24 protein-coding genes are annotated in these 21,231 nt (G+C 56.0%); 3 read left to right on the top strand and 21 right to left on the bottom strand.

The annotated features are described in order from the left end of the window. Positions 1-41: 41 nt before the first annotated feature. From P398_RS0104905 to glyA, 7 genes are all read right to left on the bottom strand, one after another. Positions 42-1,271 carry a hypothetical protein gene (locus tag P398_RS0104905; protein WP_029334263.1) on the bottom strand — a complete coding sequence of 410 codons (1,230 nt, stop codon included), beginning with the start codon at positions 1,269-1,271 and terminating at the stop codon, positions 42-44. 146 nt (positions 1,272-1,417) lie between these two features. Beyond that, positions 1,418-2,092, bottom strand: coding sequence for a hypothetical protein (locus P398_RS0104900; RefSeq protein ID WP_051638866.1), 675 nt, complete (start codon positions 2,090-2,092; stop codon positions 1,418-1,420). Positions 2,093-2,209: 117 nt separating this feature from the next. Then, positions 2,210-3,448 carry a sensor histidine kinase gene (locus tag P398_RS0104895; RefSeq protein WP_029334261.1) on the bottom strand — a complete coding sequence of 413 codons (1,239 nt, stop codon included), beginning with the start codon at positions 3,446-3,448 and terminating at the stop codon, positions 2,210-2,212. 1 nt (position 3,449) lies between these two features. Next, complete coding sequence (locus P398_RS0104890; RefSeq protein ID WP_024370851.1) at positions 3,450-4,127, bottom strand: response regulator transcription factor; 678 nt, start codon at positions 4,125-4,127, stop codon at positions 3,450-3,452. Between the two features lie 70 nt (positions 4,128-4,197). Beyond that, entirely contained in the window at positions 4,198-4,467 is a 270-nt protein-coding gene (locus P398_RS0104885; protein ID WP_029334260.1) for a hypothetical protein, read from the bottom strand. A gap of 106 nt (positions 4,468-4,573) precedes the next feature. Beyond that, positions 4,574-5,497 (bottom strand): bZIP transcription factor, encoded by a 924-nt coding sequence (locus tag P398_RS0104880; RefSeq protein WP_029334259.1) that lies wholly within the window; start codon positions 5,495-5,497, stop codon positions 4,574-4,576. A gap of 3 nt (positions 5,498-5,500) precedes the next feature. Further along, positions 5,501-6,754 (bottom strand): serine hydroxymethyltransferase, encoded by a 1,254-nt coding sequence (gene glyA, locus P398_RS0104875; RefSeq protein WP_029334258.1) that lies wholly within the window; start codon positions 6,752-6,754, stop codon positions 5,501-5,503. A gap of 129 nt (positions 6,755-6,883) precedes the next feature. On the opposite strand from glyA, the gene P398_RS0104870 reads away from it, so the two are divergent. Next, positions 6,884-7,669: an alpha/beta hydrolase gene (locus tag P398_RS0104870; protein WP_029334257.1), complete on the top strand. Its 786-nt coding sequence runs from the start codon at positions 6,884-6,886 to the stop codon at positions 7,667-7,669. Positions 7,670-7,787: 118 nt separating this feature from the next. On the opposite strand, the gene P398_RS0104865 is transcribed toward P398_RS0104870, so the two are convergent. The 10 genes from P398_RS0104865 to rho form a co-directional block, all read right to left on the bottom strand. After that, positions 7,788-9,155 carry an IS1182 family transposase gene (locus P398_RS0104865; RefSeq protein WP_029334256.1) on the bottom strand — a complete coding sequence of 456 codons (1,368 nt, stop codon included), beginning with the start codon at positions 9,153-9,155 and terminating at the stop codon, positions 7,788-7,790. A 267-nt stretch (positions 9,156-9,422) separates the two neighbouring features. Then, a complete protein-coding gene (locus P398_RS0104860; protein ID WP_407637190.1) occupies positions 9,423-9,965 on the bottom strand; it encodes a TIGR01440 family protein in 543 nt (180 codons plus the stop codon). Then, complete coding sequence (gene rpiB, locus P398_RS0104855; RefSeq protein ID WP_024370859.1) at positions 9,962-10,402, bottom strand: ribose 5-phosphate isomerase B; 441 nt, start codon at positions 10,400-10,402, stop codon at positions 9,962-9,964. The genes P398_RS0104860 and rpiB overlap by 4 nt, the downstream gene beginning before the upstream one ends. A gap of 4 nt (positions 10,403-10,406) precedes the next feature. Beyond that, positions 10,407-10,907, bottom strand: coding sequence for a low molecular weight protein arginine phosphatase (locus tag P398_RS0104850; RefSeq protein WP_034798902.1), 501 nt, complete (start codon positions 10,905-10,907; stop codon positions 10,407-10,409). Between the two features lie 37 nt (positions 10,908-10,944). Continuing rightward, positions 10,945-11,940 carry an L-threonylcarbamoyladenylate synthase gene (locus P398_RS0104845; protein WP_029334253.1) on the bottom strand — a complete coding sequence of 332 codons (996 nt, stop codon included), beginning with the start codon at positions 11,938-11,940 and terminating at the stop codon, positions 10,945-10,947. Then, a complete protein-coding gene (prmC, locus tag P398_RS0104840) occupies positions 11,912-12,781 on the bottom strand; it encodes a peptide chain release factor N(5)-glutamine methyltransferase (protein WP_231557609.1) in 870 nt (289 codons plus the stop codon). Before prmC ends, P398_RS0104845 begins: the two co-directional genes overlap by 29 nt. Continuing rightward, positions 12,778-13,848, bottom strand: a complete 1,071-nt coding sequence (prfA, locus tag P398_RS0104835; RefSeq protein WP_029334251.1) for a peptide chain release factor 1 — start codon at positions 13,846-13,848, stop codon at positions 12,778-12,780. Before prfA ends, prmC begins: the two co-directional genes overlap by 4 nt. An 81-nt stretch (positions 13,849-13,929) precedes the next feature. Further along, positions 13,930-14,541, bottom strand: coding sequence for a thymidine kinase (locus P398_RS0104830; protein ID WP_029334250.1), 612 nt, complete (start codon positions 14,539-14,541; stop codon positions 13,930-13,932). A gap of 137 nt (positions 14,542-14,678) precedes the next feature. Next, on the bottom strand, positions 14,679-14,921 hold the full coding sequence (locus P398_RS0104825) for a type B 50S ribosomal protein L31 (RefSeq protein ID WP_021066109.1): 243 nt from the start codon (positions 14,919-14,921) through the stop codon (positions 14,679-14,681). 82 nt (positions 14,922-15,003) lie between these two features. Beyond that, the gene (rho, locus tag P398_RS0104820; protein WP_024370865.1) at positions 15,004-16,344 is read right to left on the bottom strand and encodes a transcription termination factor Rho; all 1,341 of its coding nucleotides are present in this window, start codon (positions 16,342-16,344) and stop codon (positions 15,004-15,006) included. 375 nt (positions 16,345-16,719) lie between these two features. On the opposite strand from rho, the gene P398_RS0104815 reads away from it, so the two are divergent. Next, on the top strand, positions 16,720-17,418 hold the full coding sequence (locus P398_RS0104815) for a C40 family peptidase (protein WP_029334249.1): 699 nt from the start codon (positions 16,720-16,722) through the stop codon (positions 17,416-17,418). Between the two features lie 10 nt (positions 17,419-17,428). On the opposite strand, the gene P398_RS0104810 is transcribed toward P398_RS0104815, so the two are convergent. Continuing rightward, the gene (locus P398_RS0104810) at positions 17,429-17,947 is read right to left on the bottom strand and encodes a DUF421 domain-containing protein (RefSeq protein WP_029334248.1); all 519 of its coding nucleotides are present in this window, start codon (positions 17,945-17,947) and stop codon (positions 17,429-17,431) included. Between the two features lie 120 nt (positions 17,948-18,067). Here P398_RS0104810 and P398_RS0104805 point away from each other — a divergent pair, with 120 nt between their 5' ends. Beyond that, the gene (locus P398_RS0104805; RefSeq protein WP_029334247.1) at positions 18,068-18,466 is read left to right on the top strand and encodes a hypothetical protein; all 399 of its coding nucleotides are present in this window, start codon (positions 18,068-18,070) and stop codon (positions 18,464-18,466) included. A 9-nt stretch (positions 18,467-18,475) separates the two neighbouring features. On the opposite strand, the gene P398_RS0104800 is transcribed toward P398_RS0104805, so the two are convergent. The 3 genes from P398_RS0104800 to glpX form a co-directional block, all read right to left on the bottom strand. After that, positions 18,476-19,246: an ABC transporter permease gene (locus tag P398_RS0104800; RefSeq protein ID WP_029334246.1), complete on the bottom strand. Its 771-nt coding sequence runs from the start codon at positions 19,244-19,246 to the stop codon at positions 18,476-18,478. Continuing rightward, positions 19,236-20,162, bottom strand: coding sequence for a daunorubicin resistance protein DrrA family ABC transporter ATP-binding protein (locus P398_RS0104795; RefSeq protein ID WP_029334245.1), 927 nt, complete (start codon positions 20,160-20,162; stop codon positions 19,236-19,238). The genes P398_RS0104800 and P398_RS0104795 overlap by 11 nt, the downstream gene beginning before the upstream one ends. A gap of 100 nt (positions 20,163-20,262) precedes the next feature. Next, on the bottom strand, positions 20,263-21,231 hold the full coding sequence (glpX, locus tag P398_RS0104790; RefSeq protein ID WP_024370871.1) for a class II fructose-bisphosphatase: 969 nt from the start codon (positions 21,229-21,231) through the stop codon (positions 20,263-20,265).

The raw sequence follows: 21,231 nt of genomic DNA, 5'->3' as shown, positions 1-21,231 counted from the left end.
CATACTTTCGTCATAAAGCGGGTAAACTATATGTTTGTATTTTATTTATGTTTTGAGACATCGATCAGTTCGCTCAGCCGTTCCGCGTCGAGGACGTGTTCACGGCCTGATTCGAGGTCGACGACCCATACGTCTTTGTTGTCGGGTGTCACGTATACGGCCAACGCTTGCTCGGCCAATCGTTCATACAACGTGATCGTCCCGTAATACGTCGCTTCCTGCGGCCGTGTTCCCGCTGTGACGTCCGTCAACAAGGCGAACAGCGCTTGCGTGTTCGGTCCGTCCAAATGTCCCGTCACCCCGTCCCGCTCATACGTCGCGAGCCGGATCTTCTCTCCGGCCGGTGATGGCATCATCATCGTCGTCGTCATCGGCAACCTGACATTGCCCCACACCTCGATGACCGTACCGTAGCGTTCTGATAACGTCAACGATGATTCGTCCCCGACGTCCGTGATCGGCTCATCCGAGACGATGACCCGCTTCATCAGCTGACGCCTCGTCCCATCGAGTACGATCGTCTCCTCCGAAGAGTCGAGCTTTACGTATCTCCCCGAAAACATGTCCGGCAACACTTTCCGCTCGAGCTGCCCGCCTGTCCCGATTTGGAGGGAGACGCGGCCGTCGGCAAGTCGGGTCAAGAATGAGTATCCGCTCGTCCGCTCTCCATTGAACATGAACAAGCCCGGCTCGATCGTCCGGTCCATCGTCCGCCCGTCCCGCTTCACTTCGTACGTGACGGAAAGCGAACCGCTGTCCGGTGTTTCATAGCGAAACATCGATTCCGGGATGACCGACTCGTGGGCGGGGTCGATGTGGAACAACTCGTTTATGTAAGACACGTCCGACTCTCGTTCAAACGTCATGGCGCGTCTCGCTTCCGTCTCGGTGAATCCTCCCCTCGCCGACTCGAACACAGCGATCGGCTCGACTTCGAACGTCCGCACGAACTGTTCACCGCTGTTCGCGCACGAGACGTACCGCGTGTCCCCGCTCGCCCAGTAACTGACCGTCTTGCTCCCCAGCTCTTCATACACCGGATGGACGAACGTCGCCTCCGTCACTTTCGCCCGGCGTGCCGGCAAGACGTCTCTCGGCTGTTTCTCGCAATATGTAAGAATCTGTTCTTTAATTTCCAATGGTAATTCTATCCCGCTCGTCTGCTCGAGCGACGATGCCGCTAGCGGACGCATTTCGAGCGCGTTCATCTCTTTTGTCCCACACCCGCTGAGAATGCCCAGTGCGAGCAGAATCGTACAATACGGCCGCATCCCCGGCACCTCCGTCCCCGTTCGTTCATCTTTAGGATATACCCCCCTAAAAATTCCTTATTCATCATATCATACAACCCGTTTCAATTATGTTTTCAGAAGTGTTACGAATACAAAAAAGGCGCCACGCTTGTGGCACCTTATGATCAATCGTCATCATGGTCATCGTCGTCGTCATCCTCACGTTCGATTTCCTTGACTTGTTCTTGCATGTTCAACTCGAGCTTGACGCGGTCTCCCGCTTTCGGCATCCCGTCATCGAGCTCGTAGCGGGCCGCGAGCGGGAACGTGAGCGTCTGACCTTCACGTTCGATTGTCACGTCACGGTCCGTCATGCTGACGAACGAACCATAGATGTCGAAGTCATCGTTCTCCCGGTCGACTTCTTTCACTTCGTTGTTGCGGTTGAATTCCAGTTTGACGCGATCTCCCGCTTTCGGTGTGTCATCGTCGATCTCATGACGTGCGGCGAGCGGATAGGTCGACTCTTTGCCGCTGAAGCTGATCGTCACATCGCGGTCAGTGAGGGCGACGAGTGTTCCGTACAGTTCATAGTCGTCGTCATCATCGACCGAGCGGATCGGGATGTCGCCCGATTCGGACTGTCCTTGTTGCGAGGCTGCTTCTTCTCGGCTCGCGTCCTCGCCATCTTCCCGGACGTCGTCGCGCGCATCCTCTGATCCGTTCCCTCCATCGTTCGCACTATCGATCGCCCGTGGGACGATGACCGTGTCCGTCTTGTCATTGGCGACATACAGGCCGATTCCAGCGACGGCGAGCACCGCCAGGCCAACGCCTAAAATCCATCCGATTAATTTCATGGTATGTTCCTCCTCATGTCATGTGGTGTTCCTGATCTACATCTTCATCATAGACGGACGACGTTAGAGCACCACGAGGATTCGATTAGAAAATGATGAGAGTTCGCGAAATGTTTTTCATTTCGCGACGTAAAAGATACTGCCGGTCGGGGCGTTCGCATAACTGCCGACCGACCAGCCGTTCAAGTCGGCGACTTCTTTGGCGATTGCGAGGCCGAGGCCGCTCCCACTCCGGTCCCGTGCCTCGTCGAGCCGATAAAAGCGGTCGAACAGACGCATTCGTTCTTCCTCGTCGAGCGTCGGACCGTGGTCCCGCACCTCGATTCGGGTCGGCGTCATCGTCACTCGTGTGTCCGCAGCATACTTCAAACTGTTGTCGATGAAGATGACGAGCAGGCGCTGCAACGAATCACGGTGTCCGACCCACGTCCCGGCCGCCTCGATCGGGACGCGTTTCCCATGAGACCGCTCGAAACGTTCGGTCAAATAACCGCCCAGTTCAAGTAAGTCAATTTCCTCGTCCTCGACGTCCTCTAGCGCCGTGAACCGGCTCAACTCGAGCATCGGGTCAATCAAATCTTCTCGCATTTGACGCGACTCGGTCAAAATATGATCGATCGCCTCATCGCGGACGGCCGGGTCGCTCTGTCCCCAACGTCGCAATAACTTGGCGTAGCCCTCGATGACGGTGAGCGGCGTCTTCAATTCATGTGAAACATCGGCGACGAAACGACGTTGTTGGTCCATCGACCCTTCGACGCGGGCGATCATCTGGTTGAATCCGGTCGCGAGCGTCGCCACTTCGTCGTTACGCTCACCGACTTCAATCGTCTCGAGCGTCCCAGAGGCGGTGATGCGCTGCATCGTCATCTCCAGGTTTCGTAGCGGCGCCAATCCTTGCCGTACAATCCATAGGCTACCGATGAACGTCATCGCCACGGCGATCATAAAAATAATCAACAGAATCGTCGCGAGCGTCCTGAGCGTCTCGCTCACGGCCGCATCCTCGAAGCCGTAGGCGAGTCCGTTCGATGTCGCGATGACGAACCAATCCCCGACGAGCGCCGGTTCACCGTAATTGACCGGAAAGCGAAGCCCGTCCGCGCTCGATCCACCGACGATGGCCCATTCCCCGTTCGCTTGCCGCTCGAGGACGACGCTGTCTTCATGGAGCGAGACGACGGCGTCACGATTGCGCGCGTCTTCTTCTAACAGGCTGAGCGCTTGCCGCAACACGTCATAGCGTGAATCGATGATTTGGTGACGCGAGACGAGCCAGGCGACCCCGAACGATGTGATGAGCAGAAACAACATGAACCCCGTCATGGCGAGGGCGATTTTTGTCCGTAGCTTCATGTTATTCACCGCGCTTCAACATGTACCCGACACCTCGAACCGTCTGAATCCAATTGCCGCCGAGCTTCTTCCGGACATAACGCACGTAGACGTCGACGACGTTCGTATCCCCGTAATAATCAAAACCCCAAACGTGCTCGAGCAATTGGTCTCGCGTCAGCACCCGTTCCGGATGTTCAAGGAAGTAAGCGAGCAAGTCGAATTCGCGCCGGGTCAACTCGACCGTCTCCCCGTCGCACGTCACTTCATGACGGTCGATATCGACCGCCAGCCCCTCGTATGACAACAACCGCTCGCTCGTATCGGTCTGGACGTGCTGTCGCATCCGTAAAAAGGCACGGATCCGGGCGAGCAGCTCTTCCATCTCGAACGGCTTCGTGATGTAATCATCCGCCCCCAAGTCGAGCCCGCTCACTTTGTCGTAGCGGTCCCCCCGCGCCGTCACCATGAGCACCGGCAAGAGCGGCTGTTCTGTCTTGACGCGACGTACGACTTCAAGGCCGCTCATCTGTGGCAACATGACGTCAAGGAGCATCAAGTCAATCCCGCCTTCGAGCGCCCGGTCGAGCCCGGTGCGCCCGTCGTGAGCGACCTCGACCGTGTATCCGGCGTGCATCAGTTCCAGTTGTAGCAGTCTCGCAATTTTAGCATCGTCTTCGACGACGAGAATCGTTGGCATCTCATTCATCCTTTCTGAAAAAAGCGCCGAGCAGTCCGCCCGACGCATCCTTATTCTGTTCCCGGATTGTTCAGTCAAAAAACGGACGGACCGTCTCCGGGATCATCCGCTCGAAACGCGTCTCAAGCGAGTCGGCCCACTGTTCGAACCGCAAATCGAGCCCTTCTGCTCGGAACGATACCTCGTTGCCGTATGACAACAGTTGCTCGAGCCAGACGTTTCCGCTCATCGTGAATAGTAAAAATCCGGCGACCCCGGCCGCCATCAACGTCACGGCCAGTATCGTCATGATGAATCGTTTGACGAACCGGCCGATCCCACCTCTTTTACTGCGTCGCATTTCATCTCTCCCTCTCTTTTTCTTCACTATACGAGGTCAAGCTGAGAGGGACGGGTGAATTCCATTAGAATTTGATGAGAAAAAGGCTGCAGCACAGGCTACAACCTCACTCTTGACTCAATACCGATTCGGCGATCGGGGCCCAATACGTCCCTTCCATCGCCGCGACCTCGGCGAGCGTCGTCCGATAGGCGGCATCCCCTTGTTTTTTCTCAGCGATGCCTTTCATCCATAGGACGTCTGCTCTATAGCCAGACTCCGGATACGCCTCGACGTACGCGGCATAGTCCGAAATATCGGCTTGCTCCAACTTGTTGTCGACGAGCAACCGATAAAAACCGACCGCTTGTTCCTGGCCGGCTTTCGCCTTGCCGTCGAGAAGCGCGTCCGCCTCCTCGTAACGTTTATCTGACACGAGCGATTCGACTTCGGCGAGCGGGACCTCTGTCGGGGCCGCTTCTTCCGTAATCGGTTCTTCGGCTTGGAGCGACTCGTTCTCTTGTTCGAGACGCGCCACTTCTTGCTCGAGTTCTTCGAGCCGCTTCGCGAGCGCTTCATCCTCGGTCACCGTCACGACTTCAGGCGCTTCCGTCACGGGTGCGACGGGCGGTGTCGGAGCATCCGGCCAGAAAGCCAAGGCGGCAAGCGCGAGCGCGACGACGGCCGGGAGACCGAGCCATCTCACTTCCCACTTGAAGGCAGCGCGCCAGTCCGACAAGTCCGCATGGTTCATGACGGCCGGCGACAACGAACGAAAGCGGCGCTTGGCCGCCTTCTTTCCGTTCGCTTTCACTTCGAGCGCGAGCCCGAGCCGATGAAATGCCGCGGGCACTTTCATCCCGAGAAGTGGGACGATCCGCTCACTCGCCTCGCTGTAATAGCCGTGGTCGAGGAGTGTCATCACGACGCCGAATTCGTTCGCGACGAGCCGAAACGTCGGGTCGTGCTCGCCTTTCCTTACGAGCCATTCCGTCATGTCGATGAGCGGCAGTTCCGTCAGTTCTCGGTCTGCGAGTGTCCGTACGTCCATTCGTCAGCCTCGTTCAGGGTAAAGCGGGAACTTCGCCGTCAAGTTGCGCACGGCTTCGTGCGCTTCGGCAAGCACTGCCTCATCTTCATGGTTCGTCAAGACACGGCCGATCAAACGAGCGACTTCGCCCATATCGTCCTCTTTGAAGCCGCGTGTCGTCATCGCTGCCGTCCCGAGACGGATCCCGCTCGTGACGAACGGTGATGCCGGGTCGAACGGAATCGTGTTCTTGTTCACCGTGATGCCGGCCTCATCGAGCGCATGCTCGGCCGCTTTCCCGGTAATGTCGATGCCGCGGAGATCGACGAGGAGAAGGTGGTTGTCCGTGCCGCCCGATACGATGCGGAGCCCTTCCTCTTCAAGACCTTTCGCGAGCGCTTGCGCGTTTTTGATGACCTGGGCCTGATAGTCTTTGAACTCAGGTTGGAGCGCTTCACCGAACGCCACCGCTTTCGCCGCGATGACGTGCATGAGCGGACCGCCTTGGATCCCTGGGAAGATCGACTTATCGATCGCTTTGGCGAACTCTTCTTTACAAAGGATCATGCCGCCGCGCGGACCACGAAGCGTCTTATGCGTCGTCGTCGTCACGAAGTGTGCGTGCTCGACCGGGTTCGGATGAAGACCGGCCGCGACGAGACCGGCGATGTGGGCCATGTCGACCATGAGGTAGGCGCCGACGCTGTCGGCGATCTCACGGAACTTGGCGAAATCGATCGTACGCGGGTACGCCGACGCACCAGCGACGATGAGTTTTGGTTTATGTTCTTTCGCGAGGGCGGCGACGACGTCATAGTCGATGTGTTCTGTCTCTTTGTCCACACCGTACTCGACGAAGTTGTACTGAACGCCTGAGAAGTTGACCGGACTTCCGTGCGTCAAATGACCACCGTGCGACAAGTTCATGCCGAGCACCGTGTCGCCTGCTTCAAGGATCGTGAAGTAGACGGCCATGTTCGCTTGCGCGCCCGAGTGTGGTTGGACGTTGGCATGTTCTGCACCGAACAGCTCTTTGGCGCGGTCGCGCGCCAAGTTTTCAGCCACGTCGACGAACTCGCATCCGCCGTAGTAGCGACGGCCTGGATAACCTTCCGCGTACTTGTTCGTCAGCACGCCGCCTTGCGCTTCCATGACCGCTTCTGAGACAAAGTTCTCCGAGGCGATGAGTTCGATATTCTCCCGTTGACGACCGAGCTCATGTTGCATCGCTTCAAACAATTCCGCATCCTGCACTTTCAACTTCGTCGTGTTTACCATGTTGAAACCCCCTCTGAATGTCTAAAAATCAACACCCCCATCGTACCATATGCTTCTTTTTTTGGGTATCGTCTAATCGAGCGCCAAGACGGGTATCATATGGAAGAAGACGATCAGAGGAGGATGTTTATGATTGAGACAAAACAAATCACCATCACCCCGTTCGAGCGCGAGCGGACGATTCGGATTTATACGCCGGATGATTACGAGATGACAGACAAGCGCTACCCGGTGCTCTATATGCACGACGGACAGAATGTGTTCGCCGATGAGGATGCGAGCTATAAGATGAGTTGGCGCGTCGGCGATTACTTAGCCGCCTCCAAACGTGAGTTGATCGTCGTCGCCATCGACAGCGCCCCCGGCGAGATGCGGCTCGACGAGTATGGACCGTGGGAGAACCCGTATATCGGTGAGAGCCTGCTCGGTCAAGACGTGACGCTCGGCGGCCAAGGTTCCGCTTACATCGAATACATCGCCCAAGAGTTAAAACCGATGATCGATGCGAACTATCGGACGAAGCCGGACGAGACCGGGATGATGGGCAGCTCGATGGGCGGGCTGATCTCGGTTTACGCCGCTTGCGTCTATCCGGACGTGTTCACCCGCGTCGCCTCGCTCTCCTCGGCGTTCTGGTTCAACCAGACCGAGCTCGAGCAGTTGATTGAGGCGAGCGATTTGAAAGGCGTCGAACGGTTGTACATGGACGTCGGCCGCAAAGAAGTCGAACAGCCGACGGCGGACGGACCGACGAACGAGATGTACTTGGAATCGAGCGAGCGCGTCTATGCCCTGCTCCGCGACAAAGTCGAACACCTCCGTTTCGAAGTGATCGAAGAAGGCGTACACAACGAGATCGCCTGGCGCGAACGTTTCCCGATGGTCGTGTCGTACTTGTTCAGTGAAGACTTATAACGCAAAAAAGCCGGTCGTGGACGACCGGCTCAGATTGTAGACAAAGTCACGTTTCAGGCGAACTGAAACGTGACTTTGTCGTTTTCGGGCCTTGAGGCGCTCTGCCCGAGCCCCTTTTTCAGGCGGGCTGGGCGTTCTTCCATGCCCAGCCCGCCATCTTCTTGAGATTGAGGGCAGCAAAAGTAAGCATCGCCTGCATTGAAACTTTTTCAAGTCCCCGGTAACGGGTCCAACGCATGCCATGCTTCTCTTTTGCGTCCGCAAACACGCGCTCGACCGTTTGTTTCCGACGGTCATAGATGTTGCGGTTCAGTTCGGTGTGGCGGAGGTCTTCGACCTCGTCCATATAGGGTTGCCAGAGGTGTCGTTCGATGATCCGCTGATGCTTCTGGCTCTTCGTGCACTGCTCGAGCAACGGGCAGTTCACACAAACGGTGGGATTCGAGACGTATTTACGTTTCCCCTCGCGCATCGTGGTGCTGTACGTTAATAACTCGTTGTTCGGGCAGATGTAGACGTCATGGTGCTCGTCGTAGATGAAATCTTTGGTCTTGAAGGCGCCCTTCTTGCCCTTCGGGCGCGTGTACGGGAAGACCGGCAGGATTCCACGGTCGATCAGCAATTTGGCGATGGCAGGGTTTTTATAGGCGGAGTCGGCGGCGACGGCGAACGGTTGAATCAGACGGTTGGAGACCTTGTCGAGCAGATCTGGGAACGCGAGACTGTCATGCACGTTCCCTGGTGTAACGATGGCACCGAGCACGAACCCATGGGCGTCGCTCGCCGCATGGACCGAGTAAGCGAACTGCTTCTCACGCTCACCTTTCACGTAATATCCACTCTCAGGGTCTGTCGTACTGACCTTGATCTCCTTCGTTTCCTCCGCCTGATTCTTTTTTGGCCCCAAGGGCTTCTTTCCGCTTTCTTCGCGGTCTCGTTTGACCTCGGCATCTAGTTGTTCCTGATAGTACTTCACCTCTTGCCGGACGGTCTTCTTGACGAGCTTCCGCTTGTTTGCGTTCGCCTTAACGTGTGTCGAGTCGACGAACAGGACGCTGCGATCGATGAACCCGGCGTCCGCGGCCTGTTCAAGGATGTGATAGAAGATGTCGTCGAATAAGTTCGTGTACTGGAAGCGACGCACATAGTTCTTCCCGAACGTTGAAAAATGTGGCACCTTGTCCGTGAACCCGAACCCGAGAAACCAACGGTACGCGACGTTCGTCTCGATCTCACGAATCGTCTGACGCATCGATCGGATACCGAACAGGTACTGAAGGAAGGTCATCTTGATAAGGACGACAGGGTCGACGCTCGGTCGCCCGCGGTCCTCAGAATATAGGTCCTCCACGAGCGGATAGATGAACCCAAAGTCGATCACCGCCTCAATTTTTCGGACCAGATGGTCCGCTGGCACGAGCTCGTCGAGCGTGACCATCTCCAGTTGCGTTCGATTGGTTTCCGATTCTGTTAATTTCCTGATCATCCGATTCGCCTCCATGACTGGTTCTCTACCTCTCATTATAAAAAAGGAACGAGAGTACGAAAAGAGGGATTGATGCGTAAACCGACCGAGGGCACGGCGAGACTTCTAGGGGAATAGCAAGCAAAGGGAGACCCAGCAGCGACAATGTCGCGATGCGGCTCCCTGCTTGCCCCAAGAAAAGCGAGCTGTGCCCGGTCGGGCAAATAAAAAGACTGCAGACAATGTTTTGTCTACAGTCTGAGCCGGTCGTGGACGACCGGCTTTCATTTATTTGGCTGGATAATGCGCCCGTGGGCCGCCGATTAACTTCGGCCGTGTGATGGCGAACGTGACGTACGCCTCACCGAGCTGTTTTGACGACAGCCGGACGGGAATCGCGACCGGCTTCAAGTGCATGCCAATCAACGTCGAGCCGATGTCGATTCCCGCGTCCGCTTGAATCGATTCGACGACACACGGGGTGTCGAGATGCTCATACGCTTTCTCGGACATCGCCCCCCCGGCCGCCCGAATCGGGACGACCGTCACTTCCGTCAAGCCGAACTGCTTCTGTGTCCGGCGTTCGACCGTGAGCGCCCGGTTGATATGTTCACAACCTTGAAAGGCGAGGTGGACACCGGTCCGGTCACGTAACGACAAGAACGCGTCGATGAATTCCGCAGCGACGTCGATCGACCCTGCCTTTCCGATCGTCTTCCCGAGCACTTCACTCGCCGAACAGCCGATGACGAGAATCTTTTCCTCATCTAACGGAAACCGTTCGTGCAACTCCGTCAATAAGTCCAAAAGCTCCGTCTTCATCGTCGTCACTTCGATTCGTAAGCACTCATCTTGCCGACACGGTTCGAGTGGCGTCCGCCTTCGAAGTCCGTATCGAGCCACGTCTCGACCAAATCAAGCGCAAGGCCTGGTCCGATGACGCGTTCGCCCATCGTCATGATGTTCGAGTCGTTATGTTGACGCGTCGCTTTCGCGCTGAACGAGTCATGGACGAGCGCCGCGCGAATGCCTTTCACCTTGTTGGCAGCGATCCCGATCCCGATCCCTGTTCCACAGATCAAGATGCCGCGGTCAAATTCACCGGCAGCGACTGCTTCCGCGACCGGGATGGCCACGTCCGGATAATCGATCGACTCGGCCGAGTGTGTCCCGAAATCTTTATACTCGTGCCCGAGCTCCTCTAATAATCCGATGATGTCTTTTTTCAAGTTGAATCCGCCGTGATCGGCGCCGATTGCGATTTTCATTCCGTCATTCCCCCGTCTTCTTTGGTAGGCGTCTCGGTGGTTTCGTCACCTTTGACCCGTCATTCGTCAATTTTAACACAAGTCGGTTGACGAGTGGTTCGAGCTCGTTTCGAACTTGACGATAGACGTTCATCGACCCGCCAAACGGGTCGTTGATATCACGTTCAAGCCCGGTCACGAATTCATAAAGTGTATACGTGCGGTCGGTGAGTTCCGGGTGTGTGTCCCGAATCTGCTCGCGGTGCGCCCGCGTCATCGTCAAGATGATGTCGGCCCATCGACCGAGGACTTCGTCAAACGTCTGCGTCACGTGTTCGAGTTCAATCCCGCGTTCCCGCAATACTTGAATGGCGTTCTCTGAGGCGTCAAACCCTTGCATCGTCCGCAGGCCGGCCGATCGAATATCAAACTCGTCACCGGTCACTTTCGAGCGAAGCAAGGCCATCGCCATCGGGCTTCGGCATGTGTTTCCGCTACATATGAATAATACGCGTTTTATCGACATCGCGTGATCCTCCTCTATGTCCTTAAGCCTCTTCCTCTTACCGGACGACCTTCCCGCCCGCCGCCTTGTAGAGGCGGTTATAGACGGCAAGCGCGACTCCCGTCGGCTCGATCCGGTTCACGTAAATCTCTTCCACATCGGTCTCATCAAATTTCCGTAACGCCTCGTATAGTCTTTGTGCCGCCGTCTCCATCGAGGTGCCGAGGGACAACGTGACGTCAGCCGGGGTCGTCTGTTCATCGAACACGAGCGCGCCGACCCGCTTGCCCGCCTCCTGTCGTGCCGTGATGATGCGCACGAGGTCGTCGCGTCCGCCGTCGACGAGATAAAGCGGAGCGCTCGGGGCATAATGGGTGTACTTCATGCCGGGTGACCGTGGCGCGGCTGCTTCATCGCTCAAATTGGCGTCCAAATGGACCGGTCCGATGATGGCCTCGATCGCTTCTTTCGTCACGCCGCCGGGACGTAAAATCGTCGCCGGTTCCGTCGTGCAATCAATCACGGTCGACTCGACGCCGATGCCTGTCGGTCCCCCATCCATAATACCCGCGATGCGACCGGACAAATCATCGGCCACGTGTTTCGCGGTCGTCGGGGACGGTCGCCCCGACCGGTTCGCACTCGGTGCGGCAAGGCCAAGACCGGACATGCGGATCAAGTCGAGCGCAGCTTCATGGTCCGGCATCCGGAGCCCGATTGACTCGAGTCCCGCCGTCACGAGTGATGACGCCCGACCGTTCGACGGTAAGATGATCGTCAAGGCACCAGGCCAAAACGCTTCCATCAAGCGTCTGGCGGTCGGCGGGATGGCTTGCGCGAAATGTTCGGCTTGTTCGACCGACGCGACGTGAACGATGAGCGGGTTGTCTGCCGGTCTGCCTTTCGCCTCAAAAATTTTACGGATCGCGACGTCGTTCGTCGCGTCTCCGGCGAGGCCGTATACCGTCTCCGTCGGCATAGCGATGACTTCGCCCGCTTTCAAGAGATCCACCCCAATCTTCACTTCAGTCGGCTTGATCCATTTCGTTTCCATGCGCAATCCCTTCCCTCACGGCGAAGACGATTCGGTCTTTACCGTTTATATCTTTTAAAATACCCGTTTCTGCTTCAGGATAACGTTCGGACAGGTACGTTTTCACAACTTGTCCTTGGTTATACCCGATTTCAAAAGCAATCAACTGCCAATCCGGCCGCAACACGCGTGTGGAGTCGGCGATGATCTTGCGATAAAAGTCGAGCCCGTCCGCTCCACCGAACAAGGCGAGGTGCGGCTCGAACGCCGCGACCGTCTCATCGAGCAGTTCGTCCGCTTCGATATATGGCGGATTCGAGACGAGCACCCGGATCGATTCATCCTTGATCGGGGCCAAACAGTCCCCTTCATGAAAGACGACGTCAGCACCGAGCGCTTTAGCGTTTCGCTTCGCTACCGCGATCGCTTCCCGGGAAATATCGACGGTGTGGACTCGTTTCCCGAGCTCAAGGCTGAGCGTGACAGCGATGGCGCCCGAGCCTGTCCCGACGTCGACAATCTCGTCATCGCCGACCGCTCCGACGTGTTCGGCGACCCACTCGATCAACTCTTCCGTCTCAGGCCGCGGAATGAGCACGTCACGGTTCACTTCAAACGCCCGTCCGTAAAACGGGGCGTGCCCGATCAAATGTTGGACCGGCTCGCCGGCGATGAGTCGCTCCATCCCGTCATCGAACGCCTCCGTTTCGGAAGCGGTCAACTCCTCGGACAAACGGACGAGCAGGCCCGTCCGGTCGACTTGGAGCACATGCATGAGCCACCACTCCGCCATCGAGGCGTCGCGGCCGGCGTCAGTCAGTTCCCGTTCAGCTGCTTTCAACGTGGCGGCGATCCGCATCATTCCGCATCCTCCATGAGACGGGCCTGTTCGTCCATGACGAGGGCATCGATGATGTCGTCGAGCTCACCGGCGAGCACGCGGTCGAGCTTTTGCAGCGTGAGTCCGATGCGGTGGTCCGTCACCCGGCTCTGCGGGAAGTTATACGTCCGGATCCGTTCCGAACGGTCCCCCGTCCCGACGGCCGATTTCCGCTGGGCCGACAGCTCTTCCATATGTTCGCTCTGCATCTTGTCGTACAGGCGGGCCCGGAGCACTTTGAGCGCCTTGTCCTTGTTTTTATGTTGCGACTTCTCATCTTGGCACGACACGACGAGACCAGACGGGATGTGGGTCAACCGCACGGCCGACTGTGTCGTGTTGACGGACTGGCCGCCCGGGCCGGATGATGTGAACGTGTCGACACGGACGTCTTTCATGTCGATGTGGACTTCGACGTCTTCGGCTTCCGGAAGGACCGCCACGGTCGCTGTCGACGTGTGGATACGTCCGCCCGACTCCGTCGACGGGACGCGCTGGACGCGATGGGCGCCGTTCTCAAACTTCAGCTTCGAATAGGCGCCCGTCCCGTTGATGAGAAACGTCACTTCTTTAAAGCCGCCGAGCTCGGTGTAGTTGGCGTCGATCAACTCGACTTTCCAATTTTGCCGCTCGGCGAAACGCGTGTACATCTTATAGAGATCAACCGCAAACAGTGCCGCCTCGTCTCCTCCGGCCGCCCCGCGGATCTCGACGATGACGTTCTTGTCGTCGTTCGGGTCTTTCGGCAGGAGCAGCACCCGCAGTTTCGCCTCGAGCGCTTGCACTTCCGGCTCGAGAAGTGACATCTCTTCTTTCGCGAGCTCGCGCATGTCACTATCGAGCGTACGGTCCTCGAGCATTTGCTTTGCTTCTTTATAAGCCCCGCTCGTCTCTTTGTAGCGACGGTACGCTTGCACCGTCTCTTCGAGCTGGGATTGTTCTTTCGAATATTGGCGCAATTTATTTGAGTCGCTGAGCACTTCTGGGTCAGCGAGCATCTCATTCAATTGCATGTAACGTTCTTCTAATACACTTAAACGGTCAAACATGATGATCCGTCCTTTCTCCGTCAAATCGAACTGTCTTCATTATAGCAAAAAACGAACCGCCGAGGCGGTCCGCTTTGGTCATCAATCGGCCACCGTGTGGCGGACCGGGCGTGGTTTGTTCGGGACGTCATGACAGTGGCGGCAGCGCGGCTCGTACGATTCCGCGGCACCGACCAAGATGACCGGGTCCTCATAGCGGGCCGGGTGCCCGTCAATCAATCGCTGCGTCCGGGACGCCGGGGCGCCGCAAGACAGGCAGATCGCCTGCAACTTCGTGACGAACTCGGCACGCGCGAGCAGTTCCGGCATCATCGTGAACGGTTCACCACGGAAGTCCATGTCGAGGCCGGCGCAGATGACACGTTTGTCTTCTGACGCCAACTGCTCGATGACGTCGACGATCCCTTCGTCAAAGAACTGGACTTCGTCGATGGCGATGACTTGCGTCTCTTCCCGCACCGCATCGTACAAGTCTTGGCTCGACTGAATCGGGACGGCCACGACCGAGTTGCCGCTATGTGAGACGACGTTCTCTTCATGATACCGGTCGTCGATGCCCGGTTTGAACACTTGTACCGGGATTTTTCCGTAATGGGCCCGGCGGACACGACGAATCAATTCCTCCGATTTCCCAGAAAACATACTCCCACAAATCACTTCGATCCAACCGTATCGGTTCGTCACATGCATCATTTTTCTTCGCCCTCTCCATCGATAATCGCTTCCCGATTATACCCATCTTTTCCTTCAAGAAAAAGGGTTGACTTCTATCATAAAAAAATAAAAACCGCCAAGGGCAATCCCTAGGCGGTGTGCATACAAGTTGACGATTAACGTTGGTACTTCTTGTTGAAGCGCTCGATACGACCGTCCGCAGATGCGAATTTCTGGCGACCTGTGTAGAACGGGTGCGAGTCAGAAGATACATCGACACGGATGAGTGGGTATTCGTTACCATCTTCCATCGTGATTGTCTCGTTAGAGTAACGAGTCGAACCAGAGATGAATTTGAACTCAGTCGTCGAGTCCATGAATACGACTTTACGGTATTCTGGGTGGATTCCTTGTTTCATTGCTTTTCAACTCCTTCGGCCCTAAGTATTCTTTCAACCTAGAGAAAGTTCACTAGAATATAATAGCACCCGGTCCACAGATTTACAAGTCAGTTTTTGTTTTTTTCACCGGACGGCGACTCTTTTTCTTATCCGCCTCGAGCGCTGCGAAAAAGTCGATGTTCGTCTTCGTCTCGCGGACACGGCGTAAAAACTGATCGACGAAGTCCGGAGACTCGTTCATCGTGCGGCGAATCGTCCATAACATGTCGAGCTCGTCCTTGCCGAGAAGCAACTCTTCTTTACGTGTCCCCGAGCGACGGATGTCGATGGCCGGGAAGATGCGGCGTTCCGCGAGCTTCCGGTCGAGGTGGAGTTCCATGTTGCCCGTCCCTTTGAACTCTTCATAGATGACGTCATCCATGCGCGACCCCGTATCGATGAGTGCCGTACCGAGAATCGTCAAACTGCCGCCGTCCTCGATGTTTCGGGCCGCCCCGAAGAACTTCTTCGGTTTATGGAACGCCGCCGGGTCGATCCCTCCGGAGAGCGTGCGACCGCTCGGCGGGACAGACAAGTTATATGCCCGTGTCAAACGCGTGATCGAGTCGAGCAAGATGACGACGTCTTTCTTATGTTCGACGAGGCGCATCGCCCGTTCGAGTACGAGCTCGGAGATGCGGGCGTGGTTTTCCGGTGTCTCGTCAAACGTCGAGTAGGCCACGTCCGCGCCCGGCACCGAACGCTGGATGTCCGTCACTTCTTCAGGACGTTCGTCGATCAGCAAGATGATCAGCTCCACGTTCGGGTGGTTCGTCGTAATCGAGTTTGCGATCTCTTTCAATAGAGACGTCTTCCCCGCTTTCGGCGGTGCGACGATCAACCCACGCTGTCCGAACCCGACCGGTGCGATCATATCCATGACACGGACCGACAGATGGTTCGGTTCCGTCTCGAGCACCATCCGCTCGTCAGGGTAAATCGGCGTGAGCGCCGGGAAGTAGTCGCGGTTCCGCGTCGACTCGGTCGTCTCCCCGTTGACGGCCTCGACACTGAGTAGCCCTTGGAACCGTTCATTCTCTTTCGGTTTCCGGACTTTCCCCGTCACGAGGTCCCCGTTGCGGAGGTTGAAGCGACGAATTTGGGAAGCGGCGATGTAGATGTCTTCGGAAGACTGAGAGTAGTTGATCGGTCGGAGGAAACCGAAGCCCCCGTCGTTTTGCGACTGCGGGTTCGGCGGAATGATTTCAAGGATGCCTTCGAGGAAGTAGAGGTCCTTCGATTCGGCTTGCGATTTTAAGATGCGGAACATGAGCTCACGTTTACGCGCCTCCCGATATTGCGGGACGTTCACTTCTTTGGCGATCTCATATAACTCTTTCAACGTCTTCGTCTCAAGTTCGCGAAGCGTATAATTTCTGGCCGGTTCGGTCTGTGGACTCATTCAAGTCACCTGTCTTTCATGATTCTATATTTATAAAATAATTACTAAGTCCTCATTCATCTAATCACAATTCATAGGAGACGTCACTTTTAAAAAATGGCTTTATGACAGTCTATTCCCCTGATGTTCAAAAGATAACAGTCATTTTCGTTTCTATGTAACAAAAAAGTCTTTATAGCCGCATATTGTTTCAAATATGTTACAAGAAAACCGTTTTTGTCTTGCGATTGAAAAATGCCATCGGTCTCGCGCATGATATAGTTTATTTGCAAAGGAAACCGGGTAACATTTTTAACTTTTGCCTGACAATCGTAAACACACATCGTCCATATACAATCACAGGGTTTTATTTTTGAAAACGGAGGGAATTACATTATGTTAAAGCGTTTCGCATCTATCATCGTCGCTGCCACTCTCGCGTTCTCGGGTCTCGCCTTCACTACGAGCGAACAAGCAGAAGCTTCAACTGGAACATTTGCTTACTCGAAAGTAAACGGTTTGAACATCCGTACATCGGCGTCACTCAACTCATCAGTCGTAGCTAAGATGGATAAAGGCCAACGTTATACATACCTTGGTAAAGTCGGATCTTTCTACAAGATTAACTACAAAGGGACTCACCGTTACATCTCAGCTTCATCAACGTACACGTACTTGCAAGCAGCAACAGCTACAACGGTAACGAAGGCATCAACGACAACGGCAACAGACGCTCGTTCGAAACTCGTCGCTGAGTCGAAGAAATACCTCGGCGTACCGTACCGCTTCGGTGGCACGACAACAGCTGGTTTTGACTGCTCTGGCTACACAAGCCACGTTTACAAAAAAGCAATCAATAAGTCAATCCCACGTGACTCACGCTCACAATACGCAAACTCGAAAAAAGTTTCGAAGTCAGCGATCCAAGCTGGAGACCTCGTGTTCTTCTCACATAACGGAAGCACGATCCAACACGTCGGTATGGCACTTAGCAAAACACAAATGATCAACTCTGAAACAGGCGGCGTTAAATACGCGAGCTTCACATCAGGCTACTGGGCACCACGTTACGTCGGTGCTGGATCATACCTCTAATCAAATGACTTCAATGACTCGGTTCATCGGAACCGAGTCGTTTTTTTGTGTCCACATGTTGGAGCACCTTCTCCGTGCCGGTGAGCACAGAGAACGTTCCGTCCGTCTCTAGGACGACGGCTTCGACTCGTTCGAAGTCGGTTCCGCTCGAGCGGATCGCTTGGAGCACTTCGATCTCAAGCACACGTTCTTTCCGCATCGACCCTTTCATATAACTTCCTTTATAGAACAAGAGCGTCGGGGTCGACTTGATCATCTGATTGACCCGTTCGGATGTTGTGGCGAGCTTCGCTACCACGTATTGTAGCAAAACGAGCGTCGCAAAAGCGGTCAGTCCGTTCAACAGCGGCGTCTGTTGACTCGTCAGCGTCGTCGCTAAAATAGAGCCGAGCGCCACGGTCACGATGAAGTCAAAAGCGTTCATCTTGGCTAGCGTACGCTTGCCTGAAATTCGTAATATCACGATGATCGACACGTATGCCCCGATACCGGTCAAGACGATCCGCAACATTGCGTTCAATTGTTCCATCCGCTCCCCTCCTCTCTTCTCGTTGTTCCACATGTGAACCTAAGTTAATCGTCATTCATATTGCGTTCACATTCGTCCGGTATACTCGAGATGATTCTAATAAGGAGTGATCAGCTTATGATAGAAAAAATTTGGAGTCTGCGCCTCATCCGTCTCGCCGCCCTCTTCGGGGTCATCGGGACGGCGATCGGGTCACACATGTCAGGCGCCGGGAGCTATGCGTTTCGTCCGATTCATGCCCACATCTTGCTCGCCGGCTGGTTATCAGTCTTTGCTTGGGGCGTCTTTTATCGGTTGTATCGCGTGAAGCATTCATTGCTCGTCACTGTCCACGGCTGGACAGCCGTCATCGGATCAATCGGTTTGACGAGCGGGATGTGGCTCTATGCGATGAACCCGTTTGCTTGGAACGAGACGTTCACGATGGTTTATTTTATCATCGGCGGTACGGTCTCATTGATCAGTTTCATCTTATTTTTGATTGTGACCTATATGATCGACCATGACGAGCGGGATTAATTCCGCTCGTCATTTTTGTTTCAAGGCCCCCCTCGCGTTCGTCGCGGCGAAGACGATCATGATGACGCTCATCGCCCCGGCGACGGCAAGACCGGCCGATAAGGCGGCCCAGTCAATCGTCGGCTGCGTCAAGACGGCGCGCATCCCTTCGAAAATGTATGTCGTCGGATTGAACGTCGCCGCTACTTTGAGCCATTCCGCCTCGATCAACTCTTTTGGGACGAACGTCGTCGACAAGAAGATGAGCGGGAAGAAGAGAAGGGTTCCGGCCTGTGCCGCCTGTGCATTCCGCGTCTTCAAGGCGACGCCGACCGAGTAGCCGGCAAAACCGAGCCCGAATCCGATCGCGAGCAGAACCGTGAACAAGAATCCTGGAAGGCCGACCGGGATCGTGAGGCCGAGCATGAAGGCGACGGCAAAGATAAGGAGCGTCTGGACGAGCAACTGCAACATGCCCGCGATCATCGGACCGAGGACGATCGCCGTCCGTGTCGCCGGTGTGAGCAGGAGCCGCGCAAAATACCCGCTCTCGATGTCACGGACGAGCGCCTGACCGGTCCCCCCGGCCCCGCCGACAGCCCCGGAGACGATGGAGACGGGTAAGATGAAGTTCAAATATGCGCTGCCGTCGAATTGGGGCAACGAGGCGATGCTCGATAGCCCGCTCGTGTAGACGAGCAAAAAAAATACGGAGATGATCAAGTTCGGGATGAACGAGAACGGATTGCGGATCGTCGTCACCAAACTCCGTTTCGTGAACAGCCACGTCTCAGTCCACATTCGGGACACCTCCTTCATATGACTCCCCGGTCACTTTCAAAAACACGTCGTCGAGCGACGGTTGTTTCACGGTCAACCGTTCCGGTTGGATGGCGCGTTCATCGAGCAACCGGATCACTCCCATTAGCGTGTAGTCACGTAGCTCGAAAGCGACGTTCGTTCCTATCGCCGTATGACCGAACAGATTGGCCGCCGTTTCCGCTTCCCCGTCGGTGTGAAACGTCATCGCGATCGTCTCCCCACCAACGAGCCGTTTCAACTCTTCGGCCGTCCCCTCACTGACGAGCTTCCCGTGATGGATGATGGCGATGCGGTCGGCGAGTTCATCGGCCTCTTCTAGGTACTGCGTCGTCAAAAAAATCGTCGTCCCGAAGTCGCGATTGAGCCGTCTCACTTCATTCCAAATTTCGATCCGGCTCGCCGGGTCGAGACCGGTCGTCGGCTCATCTAAAAACAAGACGGTCGGCCGGTGCACGAGCGTGAGCGCCAAGTCGAGACGACGACGCATCCCGCCTGAATAGGTGCCGCTGCGCCGGTCGGCCGCATCTGTCAACGAGACGACTTCCAACAGTTCCTTGGCCCGTGTCTCCGCTTCTTGCTTCGTCATCTTGAAGAGACGCCCTTGCAGAACGAGCAGTTCGCGACCGGTCAAGTCTTTGTCGATGCCCGTCTCTTGGAGCGCGACCCCGATGGACAGCCGCACGTCCTTCTCTTGTTTGACGATGTCGAACCCGTTCACGCGTGCTGATCCTGCCGTCGGCCGGACGAGCGTCGTCAACATTTGCACCATCGTCGACTTACCGGCCCCGTTCGGACCGAGAAACGCAAAAATCTCTCCTTCGGCCACAGAAAACGAGACGCCGTCGACGGCCGGGACGTCATCGTATGTCTTGACGAGCGTTTTTACTTCAATCATGCATCACACCTCCTGCTTGTTTATTCCCGTTCTCTTCATATTCAAATATGGCGCGACACATCAAAAAAGCTGCAGACACGAAGTCCGCAGCTCGAGAGAATCAAGGTTTCATGACCATTTTCGGTTTTTTCTTCAACGAATGGATCCCTTCGACGAAACGGACCGTCCCCGATTTCGCCCGCATGACGACCGAATGGGTTTGCCCCCCTTGCCCAGTGAACTGGACTCCGCGAAGCAACTCCCCGTCCGTCACACCGGTCGCGGCAAAGATACAGTCCTCGCCTTTGACGAGGTCGTCGAGAAGTAAAATCCGTCCCGTATCGGCGATCCCCATGTCTTGGCAACGTTTCTCTTGCGCCTCGTCTTCCGGCAGCAGGCGTCCTTGGAAGTCACCGCCGAGACATTTCATGGCGACGGCTGCGATGACGCCTTCCGGCGCCCCGCCCGATCCGAGCAATAAGTCGACACCGGTTTTCGGGAACGCCGTGTTGATCGCCGCGGCGACGTCGCCGTCCGGAATCAATTTGATCCGGGCGCCCGTCGCGCGGACACGTTGAATCATCTCTTCGTGCCGGTCTCGGTGCAAGATCGTGACGACGACGTCCTCGACGTCCTTGCCTTTCGCCTTGGCGACGATGGCGATGTTTTCTTCAATCGAGTTGTCGAGACTGATCAGCCCGGCCGCTTCCGGTCCGACCGCAATCTTATCCATGTACATGTCCGGTGCGTGCAGAAGGTCCCCGGCGTCGGCGACGGCGAGCACGGCGAGCGCGCCCCACGTTCCGGTCGCGACGATGCTCGTCCCTTCCAGTGGGTCGACGGCGACATCGAGACGTGACCCGTAGCCGTTCCCGACTTTCTCACCGATGTAGAGCATCGGGGCCTCATCCATCTCACCCTCGCCGATGACCACGATCCCTTTCATCGGAATCGTGTCAAAGACGTCGCGCATCGCAGTCGTTGCCGCGTCATCCGCCTCCACTTTCAAACCTTTCCCCATCCAGCGGGCCGAAGCGAGCGCTGCCGCTTCCGTGACCCGGACCAATTCCATTGATAAACTACGTTCCAC

Source organism: Exiguobacterium aurantiacum DSM 6208 (assembly GCF_000702585.1).
GTDB classification, from domain to species: Bacteria; Bacillota; Bacilli; order Exiguobacteriales; family Exiguobacteriaceae; genus Exiguobacterium; species Exiguobacterium aurantiacum.
Note: the sequence above shows the minus strand (reverse complement) of the source record. Positions and strands in the feature narration are given on the sequence as shown.

Coding starts and splice junctions, on each gene's coding strand:
- P398_RS0104905 (WP_029334263.1), bottom strand. CDS start 1,271: ATGCGGCCGTATTGTACGATTCTGCTCGCACTGGGCATTCTCAGCGGG.
- P398_RS0104900 (WP_051638866.1), bottom strand. CDS start 2,092: ATGAAATTAATCGGATGGATTTTAGGCGTTGGCCTGGCGGTGCTCGCC.
- P398_RS0104895 (WP_029334261.1), bottom strand. CDS start 3,448: ATGAAGCTACGGACAAAAATCGCCCTCGCCATGACGGGGTTCATGTTG.
- P398_RS0104890 (WP_024370851.1), bottom strand. CDS start 4,127: ATGCCAACGATTCTCGTCGTCGAAGACGATGCTAAAATTGCGAGACTG.
- P398_RS0104885 (WP_029334260.1), bottom strand. CDS start 4,467: ATGCGACGCAGTAAAAGAGGTGGGATCGGCCGGTTCGTCAAACGATTC.
- P398_RS0104880 (WP_029334259.1), bottom strand. CDS start 5,497: ATGGACGTACGGACACTCGCAGACCGAGAACTGACGGAACTGCCGCTC.
- glyA (WP_029334258.1), bottom strand. CDS start 6,754: ATGGTAAACACGACGAAGTTGAAAGTGCAGGATGCGGAATTGTTTGAA.
- P398_RS0104870 (WP_029334257.1), top strand. CDS start 6,884: ATGATTGAGACAAAACAAATCACCATCACCCCGTTCGAGCGCGAGCGG.
- P398_RS0104865 (WP_029334256.1), bottom strand. CDS start 9,155: ATGATCAGGAAATTAACAGAATCGGAAACCAATCGAACGCAACTGGAG.
- rpiB (WP_024370859.1), bottom strand. CDS start 10,402: ATGAAAATCGCAATCGGCGCCGATCACGGCGGATTCAACTTGAAAAAA.
- P398_RS0104850 (WP_034798902.1), bottom strand. CDS start 10,907: ATGTCGATAAAACGCGTATTATTCATATGTAGCGGAAACACATGCCGA.
- P398_RS0104845 (WP_029334253.1), bottom strand. CDS start 11,940: ATGGAAACGAAATGGATCAAGCCGACTGAAGTGAAGATTGGGGTGGAT.
- prmC (WP_231557609.1), bottom strand. CDS start 12,781: ATGATGCGGATCGCCGCCACGTTGAAAGCAGCTGAACGGGAACTGACT.
- prfA (WP_029334251.1), bottom strand. CDS start 13,848: ATGTTTGACCGTTTAAGTGTATTAGAAGAACGTTACATGCAATTGAAT.
- P398_RS0104830 (WP_029334250.1), bottom strand. CDS start 14,541: ATGATGCATGTGACGAACCGATACGGTTGGATCGAAGTGATTTGTGGG.
- P398_RS0104825 (WP_021066109.1), bottom strand. CDS start 14,921: ATGAAACAAGGAATCCACCCAGAATACCGTAAAGTCGTATTCATGGAC.
- rho (WP_024370865.1), bottom strand. CDS start 16,344: ATGAGTCCACAGACCGAACCGGCCAGAAATTATACGCTTCGCGAACTT.
- P398_RS0104815 (WP_029334249.1), top strand. CDS start 16,720: ATGTTAAAGCGTTTCGCATCTATCATCGTCGCTGCCACTCTCGCGTTC.
- P398_RS0104810 (WP_029334248.1), bottom strand. CDS start 17,947: ATGGAACAATTGAACGCAATGTTGCGGATCGTCTTGACCGGTATCGGG.
- P398_RS0104800 (WP_029334246.1), bottom strand. CDS start 19,246: ATGTGGACTGAGACGTGGCTGTTCACGAAACGGAGTTTGGTGACGACG.
- P398_RS0104795 (WP_029334245.1), bottom strand. CDS start 20,162: ATGATTGAAGTAAAAACGCTCGTCAAGACATACGATGACGTCCCGGCC.